The sequence below is a fragment of the Propioniciclava sp. LT294 genome, assembly GCF_059516005.1.
Genome location: NZ_JCAKNG010000001.1, coordinates 27,968 through 41,216 on the forward strand (window position 1 = coordinate 27,968; position 13,249 = coordinate 41,216).

The 13,249-nt window shown below is 71.6% G+C and carries 16 protein-coding genes and 1 tRNA gene; 8 read left to right on the forward strand and 9 right to left on the reverse strand.

All coding sequences use genetic code 11. The annotated features are described in order from the left end of the window. Positions 1-43 precede the first annotated feature (43 nt). The 4 genes from AC5YDA_RS00145 to AC5YDA_RS00160 all read left to right on the forward strand — a co-directional run bounded on the left by AC5YDA_RS00145 (position 44) and on the right by AC5YDA_RS00160 (position 1,813). Positions 44-316 (forward strand): hypothetical protein, encoded by a 273-nt coding sequence (locus tag AC5YDA_RS00145; RefSeq protein ID WP_496192687.1) that lies wholly within the window; start codon positions 44-46, stop codon positions 314-316. 224 nt (positions 317-540) lie between these two features. Further along, positions 541-693 carry a helix-turn-helix domain-containing protein gene (locus tag AC5YDA_RS00150; protein ID WP_496192688.1) on the forward strand — a complete coding sequence of 51 codons (153 nt, stop codon included), beginning with the start codon at positions 541-543 and terminating at the stop codon, positions 691-693. Between the two features lie 12 nt (positions 694-705). Beyond that, positions 706-861 carry a hypothetical protein gene (locus AC5YDA_RS00155; RefSeq protein ID WP_496192689.1) on the forward strand — a complete coding sequence of 52 codons (156 nt, stop codon included), beginning with the start codon at positions 706-708 and terminating at the stop codon, positions 859-861. Positions 862-865: 4 nt separating this feature from the next. Beyond that, positions 866-1,813, forward strand: coding sequence for a hypothetical protein (locus AC5YDA_RS00160; protein ID WP_496192690.1), 948 nt, complete (start codon positions 866-868; stop codon positions 1,811-1,813). A gap of 360 nt (positions 1,814-2,173) precedes the next feature. On the opposite strand, the gene AC5YDA_RS00165 is transcribed toward AC5YDA_RS00160, so the two are convergent. From AC5YDA_RS00165 to dnaG, 7 genes are all read right to left on the reverse strand, one after another. Beyond that, complete coding sequence (locus AC5YDA_RS00165; protein WP_496192691.1) at positions 2,174-2,554, reverse strand: hypothetical protein; 381 nt, start codon at positions 2,552-2,554, stop codon at positions 2,174-2,176. Positions 2,555-2,661: 107 nt separating this feature from the next. Continuing rightward, positions 2,662-3,270 carry a hypothetical protein gene (locus AC5YDA_RS00170; RefSeq protein ID WP_496192692.1) on the reverse strand — a complete coding sequence of 203 codons (609 nt, stop codon included), beginning with the start codon at positions 3,268-3,270 and terminating at the stop codon, positions 2,662-2,664. Positions 3,271-3,351: 81 nt separating this feature from the next. Beyond that, positions 3,352-4,158 carry a hypothetical protein gene (locus AC5YDA_RS00175; protein WP_496192693.1) on the reverse strand — a complete coding sequence of 269 codons (807 nt, stop codon included), beginning with the start codon at positions 4,156-4,158 and terminating at the stop codon, positions 3,352-3,354. 117 nt (positions 4,159-4,275) lie between these two features. Beyond that, positions 4,276-4,351: transfer RNA gene (locus AC5YDA_RS00180), tRNA-Asn, on the reverse strand. Between the two features lie 37 nt (positions 4,352-4,388). Continuing rightward, positions 4,389-4,895: a hypothetical protein gene (locus AC5YDA_RS00185; RefSeq protein WP_496192694.1), complete on the reverse strand. Its 507-nt coding sequence runs from the start codon at positions 4,893-4,895 to the stop codon at positions 4,389-4,391. Between the two features lie 18 nt (positions 4,896-4,913). Next, positions 4,914-5,750, reverse strand: coding sequence for a sigma-70 family RNA polymerase sigma factor (locus AC5YDA_RS00190; protein ID WP_496192695.1), 837 nt, complete (start codon positions 5,748-5,750; stop codon positions 4,914-4,916). 99 nt (positions 5,751-5,849) lie between these two features. After that, positions 5,850-7,709 (reverse strand): DNA primase, encoded by a 1,860-nt coding sequence (gene dnaG / locus AC5YDA_RS00195; protein WP_496187871.1) that lies wholly within the window; start codon positions 7,707-7,709, stop codon positions 5,850-5,852. 89 nt (positions 7,710-7,798) lie between these two features. Between dnaG and AC5YDA_RS00200 the strand changes: the two genes are divergently transcribed. The 3 genes from AC5YDA_RS00200 to AC5YDA_RS00210 are packed head-to-tail and all read left to right on the forward strand — an operon-like array spanning position 7,799 to position 10,055. Further along, the gene (locus AC5YDA_RS00200) at positions 7,799-8,521 is read left to right on the forward strand and encodes an ABC transporter permease (protein ID WP_496187925.1); all 723 of its coding nucleotides are present in this window, start codon (positions 7,799-7,801) and stop codon (positions 8,519-8,521) included. A 38-nt stretch (positions 8,522-8,559) separates the two neighbouring features. Continuing rightward, positions 8,560-9,276, forward strand: coding sequence for a hypothetical protein (locus tag AC5YDA_RS00205; RefSeq protein WP_496192696.1), 717 nt, complete (start codon positions 8,560-8,562; stop codon positions 9,274-9,276). Beyond that, positions 9,273-10,055, forward strand: coding sequence for a hypothetical protein (locus AC5YDA_RS00210; RefSeq protein WP_496192697.1), 783 nt, complete (start codon positions 9,273-9,275; stop codon positions 10,053-10,055). The genes AC5YDA_RS00205 and AC5YDA_RS00210 overlap by 4 nt, the downstream gene beginning before the upstream one ends. 2 nt (positions 10,056-10,057) lie before the next feature. Here the strand turns inward: AC5YDA_RS00210 and AC5YDA_RS00215 are convergent, their stop codons facing one another. Continuing rightward, entirely contained in the window at positions 10,058-11,134 is a 1,077-nt protein-coding gene (locus AC5YDA_RS00215; protein ID WP_496192734.1) for an HD domain-containing protein, read from the reverse strand. A 101-nt stretch (positions 11,135-11,235) separates the two neighbouring features. On the opposite strand from AC5YDA_RS00215, the gene AC5YDA_RS00220 reads away from it, so the two are divergent. Further along, positions 11,236-12,033: a hypothetical protein gene (locus AC5YDA_RS00220; RefSeq protein ID WP_496192698.1), complete on the forward strand. Its 798-nt coding sequence runs from the start codon at positions 11,236-11,238 to the stop codon at positions 12,031-12,033. A 1-nt stretch (position 12,034) separates the two neighbouring features. Here the strand turns inward: AC5YDA_RS00220 and dusB are convergent, their stop codons facing one another. Further along, positions 12,035-13,186, reverse strand: coding sequence for a tRNA dihydrouridine synthase DusB (gene dusB, locus AC5YDA_RS00225; protein WP_496192699.1), 1,152 nt, complete (start codon positions 13,184-13,186; stop codon positions 12,035-12,037). Positions 13,187-13,249 lie beyond the last annotated feature (63 nt).

The following is a 13,249-nucleotide window of genomic DNA, read 5'->3' on the forward strand; positions in this document are numbered from 1 at the left end:
GCCCGGCCCCGGCGCCACATCGGCCGAAGTGCAACGCGCCCGCATGCGCAGCGACAACACCGTCGGCTGGAAGGGCGTGCAGAAGCACGGCACCCGGTGGCGCGCCCGGATCGCCCGCGTCCATCTCGGCATGTTCGACACCCCGGAAGACGCGGCACGCGCCTATGACGCCGCCGCCCTCGACATGTACGGCCCCCTCGCCTGGACCAACGCCAAGCACGCCGCCGAGTTCGACCCGTTCGCAGGGTTCGACAACCTCACGGACGCCGATTGGCGCGGCATCCTCGACGCGCTCGACAACGAGGGCCCCCGGTGACCCCGGCCGCCCGCGTCCGTGACGCCCTCGTTGTGTCTGGGCGGGACCTCGACGTCCTCGCGTACGCCGTGCACACCGCACGGCGTACGCGCCGACTTGAAGGCCACCCCGCACACCCGGACCTAGAACGGTTGGCCCACACGCTCGAGCCGGCCGTGTCCGCGCCCGTGTCCCCACGACCGCACGCGGACACCACCGAGGAACCGGCCCGACACGATGAACACATGACCACCAGCGAGGCCGCCGAGCTTCTCGGCGTCACCCCCCGCACCGTCCGCCGCATGGCCGCCAAGCTCAGCGGCCGGAACGTAGGCGGCCGGTGGCTCGTCTCCGCTCGATCCGTCCGCGAACACCTCGCCGGACTCCACAACGCCTAGAAGGGACACCCCATGTCCGACAGCGACAGCACCCCCGACACCAACACCACACCCGAGCCGACCGCCGCGCAGATCGTCGCCGACGTCCTCATGCGTCCCGCCCCGGAGCGGGACAACCCCGCCGAGCCAACCCCGCGCGACATTGTCCGCGACGCTTGGGGGTGGTGACACCGTGACCGCCCCCACCCGCACACAATCCCGGTTCGCCACGATGGGCGCCGACGCGATCCGGCGCGAGCTCTCGCCCATCTCGCACAGCGCAGCCGGCGCCGACCGGTTCGACCTGCACAGCCAGACAGGCCAGTTCCTGGACGTCCTGCTAGACGTGTTCGGCCTCGACCCCGAGCCGTACGCGAACGTTGTCGACGCCCTCAAGCGTGCCGACCGGATCGAAGCATGGGCCGCCGCGTGGAAGACGTCCGCCACCCTCGACGAAGTCGCAGCCGCTCGCATGATCGGCAACGCCACCAACTACGACGACGCCGCCGGAACCGTGTCCGCGTCCGTCCGTGCGACGAACGACACCGAACGCGCCGCCGGCGGTCGAATCTGGGGGCGTGCTCACCTCGCGGCCGCAGCCGGCGCCCTGGCCGCCCTCCGCGGACACGCCGCCCACACGTTCACCGAGCTCCAACGCGTCTACGCTGACAGCGTCGCCGCCTACCTCGACGCCGCCGAAAAGCTGACCAAGGCTACCGGCCGCGCGCGAACCCTCGACGACGCCACCCGCGCCGGCTGCGCGGACCTGTGGCTCACGCTCGAAGCCGACGCCGCCCGCCTCGACCTCGTCGCCGGGTTCGTGCGGCACGCCACCCCCTGGGGCGTCCTGCCGGGAGACGACGTCACCAACGCCCAGCGAGGGCCCGGCTACGGTGCACGCCGCTGGTACACCAACCCGCAGAAGGCCGAGACGCTGAACCAGTACGCGCACGTCTACCGGGGCATGCCACCCTGGCAGTTCCGGGCACACGTCATGCGACAGGCCGGTGCCGCCCTCCGCAGTATCGAAGATGCCCGCCGCACCCCCGAACCGCAGCCGGTCAAGCTCCCGCGGGGCAGCAGCATCGCCAAGCGTGCCGCCGTCGGCGCCCTCACCGCCGCCGACGTCGACAACCTGTGAGACACGCGGACGCCCCCCAAAATGGGTGGGTAGGGGCGTCCGCCGTCCGGGGGCTGAGAGTCCGCACCGCGCGCCGTTCGCGTGGTGACCGTCGACCCGACCCGGACCGGGCCCGGCCGCCACGAGTAGCGGGCGCTGCTCGCCAGGCGGCCGGCCCGACCCATGCCCCCGCGCTGGGGGGGGGTGGGGACCCCCCGCCCCGGGGGGCAATCCCCCTCGGGGAGTAGCTGCAGAAAAGGCCGGCTCCACAACCCCGACCCCCTGCGACGCCTGCGACACTTCGGCCGCCGACCTTCTACACCGGCACCGGTCTCTCGCACAGCAACTTCCCGCGCGACGTCCCGGTCATACTGACGACCCTTACCCGCGCGCGTGGCACGCTTCGGCGGCTGCGCGCGCGGCTGGCCCGTCGGCAAGCTGCACGTCAAGCGCATAGTAGCCGCCACCCCACCCCGGGCCGACGTCCGCAAACCGTGTGCCGTTCGTCACAACCTGCCGCGGATACAGTTCCCCGCGCACGCCGTACACGATCACCCGCCACGGCTCGCCGAAGTCGACGGCGACGGCGCGCTCGATCGCCCCGGCGTCGACGAATAGCGCACGCTCGCGGGGCGTAATCGGCCGACACTCCAACTTCAACCCAAGCACCGGGCCAACCGTTGTCGAGTAGCGCGTCGTCCCCGGGCTGGGCGTCGCCGAGGCCGAGGGCGTCGGTTCGGGCGTGCGCGACGGCTCGGGCACCGGGCCCACGGAACGGGGCGCGACGGTCGGCTCGGGTTCGGGCGCGGCCGGTGTGCATCCGACCAGGACAAGAGCCGCGGCCAGCGCAGCGACACGGGCTGGGGCGGTCACCACTTGACCCCCCCGCCTAGGCATTCGCGAGCGGCCCTAAGCGCTTTGGGGCCGTCCGCGAATGCGGCGCCGCCGTACGTGTGGGTGCCCGCCCACGCCGTACCGACGCCCGAAACCTTGCCGCCGCCACGCACGGCGGCGTTCACGTCCGTTTCGCCGCTCCCCCAGCGGTCCCAATAGGCGACTACCCACCACCCCGGCTCGGGCAGGTCAACTACCAGGGGCGCACCCTTCGCGTAGTTGACGCCGTCCGACGTTGTGTTGTTGCGCACGTGCCATTCGAGCGCGGCGCGTTCCTCGCTCGTCGCGGGCCGGCACTTCGGCGACCATGCCGGGTCGGCGGGCACGTAGCGCAGAAGGGCGCCTGTTGGGCCGACCACCATCCCCTCTTGGGAGCTCGCCGTTAGGCCGGTTCCCGGGATGAGGTGCGACGGCGACGGCCACGCCGCCGAGGGCGTCGCCGAGGCCGAGGGCGCCGGCGTCCGGTATCGCTCCGGGGCCACCCCCGCGGACGCCGGCGCGGCCGTCGGCTCAGGCTCCGCCGAGCATCCGGACAGCACAACGACGGCCGCCAGTGCGACAGCCAGAATGGGGGCGGCATGCATGCGGCCCACGGTAACCCGGAGGGACGCGAGTTCCCGCCCGAACCGCCCGGTGGCCGGTGGCCACCCGCCCCCAACGTCCCGTCATCGCGCCGCCGCCTCGAGCTTGTGAGCGGCCGCGAGCGTGTCGTCGACTTCGCGAAGCCACACCGACGCTCTGACGCCGCACGCGTCCGCGAGGGCGCCCAACTCGGCGATGGTGAAGGTTTCCCTGGTCATGCGGCGGGCGAACGTCACAGGGTCGATTCCGGCCCGTCGTGCGGCTTCCAGTCGGGAGAGGCCGGCGCGGTCTAGCGCGCCGCTGACCTGCTGCACCAACAGCGCGTCATAGGTGAGCCGCAGGAGTTCGCCGGCTGGCCCGGCCTCGACGTCGCCGCCCCCGCAGTCGCACACCACGCACTCGGCGCGGCCGTTCAGGTGCTCATCCACGTCGTGCCCGCACCCAGCGCACCGGGTGACCGCCTCGACTCCGCCGGTTTCGGGCGCCAGCTCGCGGGCCAGCTCCCAGGCGCCCACGACCTCACAGAACTCGGCCTCGAGCGGCTGCCCGTCACGGGCCCGAGCGGCCGACGGGCCGACGTACCAGACCCGGACGGCACCCGCCTCGCCGACGGGTTCGGCGCCGGTGAACCGGAACACGGTGCGCCAGCGAGCCACATAGGCGCGGGCCGCGTCGAGGAGGGCGTCACCCTCGACGACCGGCCGGGCGTCCGCCTCGACGCCGGGCAGGTCGGTCATGGTCGCCCCGAGCTGCTCAACGTTGCGCCGGGCGTGCGTCTCGCACTGCAACCGGGTGAACGGCGTCGGGTCAATCGGAGACGAGCGCAGGAACTCGACGGCGTGCGTGGCCGGTCGGTCGCAGCGGGTGTTCGTGCAGGTGTTGGTGGGCATCGTGTGCGGTTCCTCTCAGTGGAGGACGCCCGGTTTCTTGTTGCCCGCATGTTGCCCACGGGGAAAAGCGAAGGGCGTCCGACTCGGTGTTTCACCTTGTCAGACGCCCGTTTTGAATGGCTCCCCCGACTGGACTCGAACCAGTAACCCTCTGATTAACAGTCAGATGCTCTGCCAATTGAGCTACAGGGGATCGCTGCGCGCGAGAAGAGACTCTAGCAAACAGTTGGTCAGAACGCATATTCGGCGCGGAAGCGCCCGAGTTCGGCCTCGGTGAAGGCCAGCACCTCGGCGTCCATGACCGTGCCGCGCGCCGGGTGGGCGGTCCAGAGGACCGGCGCCTCCCCGTCCATCAGGTTGCGGCGCGCGCTGATGGTGACGGTCTTGTTGGACGCCGGGTGGATGGACGTCTGGAAGAGGAACGTCGTCTCGACGCGCTCCTTGAAGACCTCGGGGAACCGGCGGGGTTCCACGAGCGGCACGGAGACCTGCTGGCCGGTCGACATGATGGTCCACCGCATCGTCTTGTTCTCGTCGTCCCAGCCACCGCGCAAGATGTCGTGCCAGCCCACCTGGGTCACCTCCTCGGACGCGATCCGCACCAGGCGGTCGTGCAGCGCGATCAGGTGGCCGTCCTCGGTCCGCCCCCAGGCCAGCAGGTGGAGCCGCCGTCCGACCTCTGCGTCCAGCAGTGCTCGGGCGTCGGCGGGCAGCGACCTGAGGGAGAAGATGTTCACTCCCCCATTGTGCCAACCTCACGCGGCGAGCCCGGCGGCGTCTCCCGCGCGCATGAGTGCGAGCGCCCGGCGTTCGCGGCGCCGGATCGTCGACTCACTCCTGCCCGTGAGTGCGGCCACCTCCGCATGGGTGCGCGGCGGACCGTCCAGGCCGTACAGCAGGACGACGAGCGTCCGGTCGAGGACGTCCAGGCGTCCGAGCAGGGCCCACACCGTGTCCGGGTCGACGCGATCGTGGCCGCATCCGGGGACGGCGTGGACCTGGAGCCACCGCGGGTCCTCCCGGTCCAACGGCACCACCGGCGTGAATGCCAGCAGCGACCGGACGACGCGTGGCGTCTCCCCCGTCGCCTCGGCGACCTCCTCGACCCGCGGCGTCCGTGCCAGCGAGACGGTGAGCGCCGTCACCGCCGAGCGCGTCCGCCGCCACTGGCGGGCACGGCGGGCCGGCAGCCCCAGCGCCCCCTGTGCGGTCGTGGCGGCGTCCCCCACCCGCATCCGGATCCACGGGATCGCACACGTGGCGAAGTTCCCCTTCTCGGGTGTGAAGCGGTCCACGGCCTCGAGCAATCCGATGTACCCCTCCTGGAAGAGGTCGTCGCGGGGCTGGCCGGTCCGTTCGGCCACGGGCCGGACGACGTACCAGACCAGCCCGGTGTTGGCCCGGACCAGGTGCGCCCGCGCCTGCTGTCCGTCCCGGGCCAGCAGGTCGAGTTCGGCCTCGCTCGCCGGGACGGGTGGGGGCACCTGGCCGGTCAGGACGGCCGCAGCGAGGGTGCCGGCGTCGATGCGCCGCAGCAGGGCGACTTCTTCGGCGTGGGTGAGGCGGGTCTTGGGGGTGGGCTCGATGTCCATGCCTCGAGCCTCGTCCCGTCGCCACCCGCCCGAGCCCGCGGCGAGGGTTGCCCACAGGCAACATTCGGACAACACCGGTGTGCGTCCGGGGCTTGCTTTTCAGCCGCCGATGGCCAACTGCTCCAGGCCGCGACGCCGGGTCTCCAGCTCCAACAGCTGGGCGAACATGCGGTTGTAGGCGGTCTGCTCGTCGACGGGGTTGGTGCGCTGCAGCCGCGACTTGAGGTCGTTGATCTCGCGGACCACGCGGCCGAGGCGGAGCCGCGCCGCGTACTCACGCGCGTAGGCGCCAGTCGGTTCCGCCAGCAGCGGCTCGACCGAGAGGGCCACCACCAATTGCCTGCCGACAGGATCGTCCACGGCGTCGACGACGGCCTGGGCGAACCCGCCGGCGTGCCGGTCGGTCGCCGAGAGCACCTCGAAGACGTGCCGGTAGCTCGGGTGCTGGAAGTCGTCGGGGGTGACGCCGCCCCAGTCCTGCGGGAACAGGTTCGGGTGCTGCACCATCACCTTCAGGACGCCTCGCTCGGTGGCGATGCGGCGATCGGACGGGTCGGGCAGCACCAGCATCGCGGCCTGGCTCGGGGCGTCCGGCGCGACGACGGTGACGGGCGAGGTCTCCGGCGTCTCCTGCGGCACCTTCCGCTGGTTGGCGCGCTGCACCTCCGCCCGGACGGTGTCGGTGTCCATGCCGACCATGCCGGCGAGCTCGCGCAGGTACTCCGAGATGAGCGAGCGATCCCGGACGGACGCCACCAGCGGCGCCGCGGCACGGACGGCGGCGATGCGGCCGTCGGCCCGGTCGAGGTCGAACTTCTCGAGCGTGTTCTTCATCACGTACCGGTACAGGGGGACACGACGGGCCACCAGCTCGCGGACCGCGGCGTCCCCGCCCTGGATGCGCAGGTCGCAGGGGTCGAGCCCGCTGGGCTCGATGGCGACGTACGTCTGCGAACTGAAGGTGGTGTCCGAGCTGAACACCTTGAGCGCGGCCGCCTGTCCGGCGGCGTCCCCGTCGAAGGTGAAGACCACCTCGCCGGCCAGCGCGTCCGACGTCATGAGGCGGGAGAGCATGCGGGAGTGGTCCGCGCCGAAGGCCGTGCCGCAGGACGCCACCGCGGTGTCGACCCCCGCGATGTGGCAGGCCATGACGTCGGTGTAGCCCTCGACGACGACCGCTTGGTTCTTCTTGCCGATGTGGGTGCGGGCGAGGTCCAGCCCGTACAGGACATGGGACTTCTTGTACACGAGCGTCTCGGGGGTGTTGAGGTACTTCGCCGGCATGCGGTCGTCGTCGAAGAGGCGGCGTGCGCCGAACCCCAGCGTCGAACGGCCGGCGTCGCGGATCGGCCAGACCAGGCGTCCCTGGAAGAAGTCCCACCCCGACTCGCGGACCAGCCCGGCCTTGACCAGGTCGTCCTTGCTGAACTTCTTGCCCAGCAGGTGGTTGAGCAGGTCGCGTCCACCCCGGGGTGCGAAGCCGATGCCGAAGTGCTCGGCGTGCTCGCGCGTGAACCCACGTCCGTCGAGGAACACGCGGCCCGTCACCGCGTCCGGGCTGGCGAGCTGCCGGGCGAAGAACTCGGCGGCGAGCTGGTTGGCCTCCAGCACCCGCATGCGCAGGCCCGGCTCGTGCCGCGCACCGCCGTCCCCGTCGGTGTAGCGGAGTTGGATCCCCACCCGGTCGGCGAGAAACTCCACGGCTTCGGTGAAGCCCATGTTGTTGATCTTCTGGACGAACGAGATGACGTCCCCGCCCTCACCGCACCCGAAGCAGTAGTAGAACCCCTTGCTGGGCGTGACGCGGAAGCTCGGCGTCTTCTCGTCGTGGAACGGGCACAGCCCGACGAGCGCTCCTCCCCCGGCCGGCTTCAGCTGGACGAAGGCGCTGACGACGTCGTCGATCCGGGACCGCTCGCGGACCGTCTCCAAGTCCTCGGGGTGGATCAAGCCGGCCATGCGCGCAGTCTAGCCGCGGACCCGGGGGCGCCGCCCCGCGCTAGTCTCGTGCCGTGACCGTGGTTGTCGGCTGGGGACTCGCCCTCGCGTTGGTGCTGCTGGTGGCCCTGGCGGTCGTGGCGTCCCTCGCCGGGCGGACCCCCTTGGCCCGCCAGCAGGTGGTCGCCGCGGTCCGCGCGGTGCTCCAACTGGCGGCGGTGTCGCTGGTCATCACCGCCGCGGTGCAGACCGTGTGGGGCGCGTTCGCCTTCCTGGGGCTGATGTTCGGGGTCGCCCTGTGGACCACCACCGGTCGGGTGGGCGTCCGGGACTGCTGGCCGTGGAGCGCCCTCAGCCTGCTCGCCGGGCTCGTCCCGGTGCTCCTCATCGTGTTCCTGAGCGGGGCCTCCCCGTTCAACGGCATCACCATCGTCGCGCTCGGCGGCATCGTGACCGGCAACATGATGAGCGGTCACACCCTGGCCGGACGCCGCATCTTCGACGAGCTGCGGGCCACGCGCGGCGAGTACGAGGCCGCGCTCGCCCTCGGGCTGACGCGCCGGGACGCCGTGGGCCTGGTCATCGACCGGGTCGTGCCCGAGGCGCTGATCCCCAACCTGGACCAGACGCGCACGGTGGGTCTGGTGACCCTGCCCGGCGCGTTCATCGGCGTGTTGCTGGGCGGCGGCTCCCCGGTGCAGGCCGGCGCGGCCCAAGTGCTGGTGCTCGTGGCCATCATGGCCGGCCAGGCCTGCACCGTGGCGGTCATGGCCGAGCTCGTCCGGCGGGGCCGGATCGTCCCGGCCACCCTGCGTGCACTCGTGCACCCCTGACGCCAAGGATGGATCGCACGGCGCAGTAGGGTCCCGCCATGGATCACCGTCGGATGGCACGACTGGCCTCGGTGGCGCTGTTGCTACCGCTGGCCGGCTGCTCCCTGCGCGGGGAGGTCTGGCTCGAGCCGGACGCCACCGCTCGGGTCGACCTCGTCCTGGCCTACGAATCGGGGTCGGAGTTCGCCTCCGTGGCCCCCTGCTCGCAGGATCCGGGCCGATCGACGCTGGCCAGCCCGCCGGTACCGGCCGCCCCCGGGTACGTGGCGTGCCACCTCACCGGCCGCACGACGCTCGACGGTGACACCCTGGAGCAGTGGGGCATCGCGGTCGCATCCCCGGACCACCTCTTCGTCCGCACCACCCGGCCGTGGTACCTGAGGAACGCCGGGGAGGTGAGCGACCTCGACGTCCTGTTGCACTTCCCCGGTGACGTCATCGCCGCCTCCCGCGGGGTGGAGGTGACGGGCAGCACCGCGCGACTCAACGACCCGGTCGCGGCGGGCGACGGGATCGCCGTCACGGCGCGCTCGCGACTCACCCTGCCGTCCTGGCTCGTGCCCCTCCTCGCCGGGCTCGGGTGGGGCATCGCCCTGGCGCTGGGTGCCTCCTGGTGGAGCGGGTGGTTGGGTGACGACGAGGACCCGGCCCCCGCCCTGCCTGACGACAGGGAGGGGCCGGCCCCGGACGAGGTGCCGCCATCCGAAGGGGCACCGGCCGACCGGCAGGACCCCAGCATCTGGGCCCCGGAATGAGCGTGCGACGGAAGACCCCTCGTGTCATGGTCGCGCTCGCCGTGGCTGCCGGGGCCTTGGCCCTGGCCGGCTATTCGGTGACCGGCGAGATCGTCTTCGACCCTGACGCGACCCACCTCGACCTCCGCATCAGCCAACCGATGGTTCCCGGGGACAGCTCTCCCTGTGACGGGTCGCCGTCCGCCTCGATCTCCGTCACGGAACGTTCGGTGACGCACGGGGTCCTCTCCTGCCGCCTGACGGGATCCTTGCCGCGGGGAACCGACTCGGACCCGGGGCTCGCCACCCACTCGAACGGACACGTGTTCTTCTCGATCCCGACCGGGTACCTCACCGAGTTGGATCCCACCACGGTGACGCTCGATGTCACCACGGTCTTCCCCGGCGGCACCGTGGTCGCCAGTTCCGGGGGTGGGGTCGGCACCGACCGCGTGCGCTGGCACGACCTGCGGGCGCTGCAGAACAGCGGTGTCGCGGCCACGGCGCGGACGGGCGTGGACACCGACTGGATCCTGCCCGCCACCCTCGGCCTGCTGGGTGGGGCCGCCTTCGTCGGTCTCGTCCGCGGCATCGCGCTGGCCCTCGTGGGACCCCGGGACGAACCGTCCGGCCCACCACGCGTCCGCCGCCGGCTCCACTGGGGCGACATCGTGGCGGCGCCGCTCCCCACCACGGCTCAGCCGTCACGACGAGTCAGGGACGCCGAGAGCCGGCCCGCCGCGCGGCCGCCCAAGCACCAGCCGGAGGACCCGGAGGCCTGGGCTCCGGAAGGGCGCTGAGGTCAGGCCCCGAGACCGATGCCCCGTGGCAGCCGGTCGGGGTCCCAACCGAGCAACTCCTCCGCCGTGCCGAACGCGAACCGGTCGGTCATGCCGCCCACGTACGTGACGGCGGTCTTGACGCGATCGGCCTCGGCCGCCCCGTGGTAGTCGGACGGCATCGCCCAGGGGTGGTCGCAGTAGTACTCCACGAGTCCGTGCAGCACCTCGATCACCGCGTTCGACTGCGCGACCGAGTCGGGACGGGTGTAGATGCGCTCGTAGTTGAAGGCCCGCAACGACGCCAGCGCGCCGGCCGCCTCGGCGTCCATCCCCACGACGCCGGTCTCGGCCACCGTCTCGATGATGGACCGGATGAACACCGCCAGTTGCTCGCGCCGCGTCCGGCCCGCGATGGCGGTGACATCGCGGGGCACGTCGTCGAGCGAGACGATGCCGGCGTGCACGGCGTCCTCGAGGTCGTGCGCGCAGTAGGCGATCCGGTCGGCCCAGCTGACGAGTTCCCCCTCGATGGTCATCGGAGCGGGACGTGACCATGAGTGGTTGCGGATCCCGTCGAGGGTCTCGGCGCACAGGTTCAACGGCACCAGGACGACGTCGGCACCCCACGGGCCGTGGTCGTAGCCGCCGGGGAGGAACGCGTCGAAGGCATCCTCCGAGGCGTGGCCGCCGGGGCCATGGCCACAGTCGTGGCCCAGGGCCATGGCGTCCGCCAGCGCCGCGTTGACGCCGATGCCCCGCGCGAGGGAGGTGGCGACCTGGGCGACCTCGATGGCGTGGGTGAGGCGGGTCCGCTGGTGGTCGGTCGGGTAGACGACCACCTGCGTCTTGCCCGCCAGGCGGCGGAAGGCCGTCGAGTGGACGATACGGTCGCGGTCCCGTTCGAAACAGGTGCGCTCGACGTCGGGCGCCTCCTCCCGCCTCCGGTTGCCGGCCCCCGAGCTGAACGTCGCCCCGGGGCGCAGCATCAGTCGCTCGCGCTCCTCGCGAGCCTCGCGTCCGATCGGTGCGGGTAGGTCGAGCCGGACGCGCGAGTCGGCGTGGGCTCGGACGACGTCCCCCTGTGCGTGGCCGGCCATGGTGCGGGCCCAGGCGAGCGTGCGGGGGTTCAGCGCGTCCGACATGGGCCCATCTTCCCGCGCTTCGTAGAATGGGGCCACCCGAGACCATGAGGATGGCCATGAGCGACCAGACACCCCACCCCGACTCCTCGCGTCGCCCCGACGAGGGTGACGGCTACGAGCCGCCCCGCTACGAGCGCGAGTCGCAGGCCCCGGCCGAGGGTGGGTACTCCACTCCTCAGTACGACCAGGGCCAGGACCCACGGGCCTACGGGCAACCCCCGTACGGATACCCCCAGGATCCTCAGCAGTACGGCCAGCAGGCGTACGGTCAGCAGGCCCCCTACGGCCAGCAACCGCCTCCCCAGGCCTACGGACAGCCCCAGTACGGACAACCCCCGTACGAGCAGCAGGCCTACGGGCAACAGCCTGCCCCGTACGGGGCACCGCAGTACGGCCAGCAACAGTACGGCCAGCAGCAGTACGCGCCGTACCCGCAGGACCCCTACCAGCAGCCGTGGCGGCAGCAGCCGAAGAGCAACAGACTGGGCATCGTCGGCCTGGCCACCGTTGCGGTCTGCGCCGTCGTGTTGACGGTGGTCTCCTACCTCATGGGTCAGCAGAGCGGGCAGTTCATGGTGGATTACGGCATGGATCCCGCCTCCATGCAGAATCCCGACCCGACGGATCCGATGATCATCGCGTTCAGCCAGAAGATCCAAGGGCTCTACAGCGCCGGCATCGTCGCCACCCTGGCAGGCATCGGGGGCTGGATCATCAGCATCGTCGCCGCCGTCCAACGCAAGGGTCGCACGTTCGGCATCTGGGGCATCATCCTGGGCGTCACCGCACCGGTCATCGCCCTGATCGCGCTCGTGGCGGGGATGATGCCCTACCTGCAGGCCGTCGCCGGCTGACTCAGCCCCCCGAGACGTCGGACTCGGCGGCGGAGAGGTCCTCGTCGCCGAGCGTCCGGCTGTCCAACCAGCCATAGGGCACCGTGACGCGCTCCCGCGGTGTCCCTTGGCGGCCCCGCGGGGTGCCGAGCTCGTGCTCCGGGTAGGTGGCCTCCGGATCGAGTTCTGCGATCAGATCGTCGAGCTCGGCGAAGCTCGAGACCATCGCGAACGCGCGCCGCAGGTCGCCGCCCACCGGGAATCCCTTGAAGTACCAGGCCATGTGCTTGCGCAGGTCGACCAGCCCCCAGCGCTCGCCGTGGATCTCGGCGAGCAGGACGGCGTGGCGCCGCAGCATCGCGGTGACCTGACCCAGCGTGGGGTAGGGCTGCACCGGGCGGCCCGCGAAGGCGTCCGCCAGGTCGCGGAACAGCCACGGACGCCCGAGGCACCCGCGTCCCACCACCACCCCGGCCGCGCCGGTCCGCTCCACCATGCGGAGGGCATCGACACCCTCCCAGATGTCGCCGTTGCCCAGAACCGGGATGTCGACGAGGTCGACGAGTGAGGCGATGGCCTCCCAGCGGGCCTCGCCGGAGTACGACTGGGCCACCGTGCGCGCGTGCAGCGCGATCGCGGCCACCCCGGCCTCCTGCGCGATGCGGCCGGCGTCGAGATAGGTGAGGTGGTCCTCGTCGATGCCCATGCGGGTCTTCACCGTCACCGGGACGCCGTGGGCATCGGCCGCACGCACCGTCCTGGTGAGGATCTCCGCGAGGCGATCGGTCTTCCACGGCAGGGCTCCCCCGCCGCCGCGGCGCGTCACCTTCGGGACCGGGCACCCCATGTTGATGTCGATGTGGTGGACGCCGAAGTCCTCGCACAGGATGTGCGCCGCCCTCGCCATCACGTCGGCATCGACGCCGTAGAGCTGCACCGAGCGGATGGTCTCCCCCGGCGCGAACTTCAACATGTCGAACGTCTTGGGGTTCTTCTCGACGATGCCACGGCTGGTGATCATCTCGCACACGTACAGCCCCGCACCCTGTTCGAGGCAGAGCTGCCGATAGGCCGGGTTCGTGATGCCGGCCATGGGCGCGAGCACGACCGGGGTCGCCACCTCGACCGTCCCCCCGGAGGGAGCGGTCAGGCGGAGCGGTTCGTAGGTTGGCACGGGGGGCGATTCTACCGTGCTGCATTTTGTGTCGGCGAAATGGGGTGGTGATGACCAGCTTCG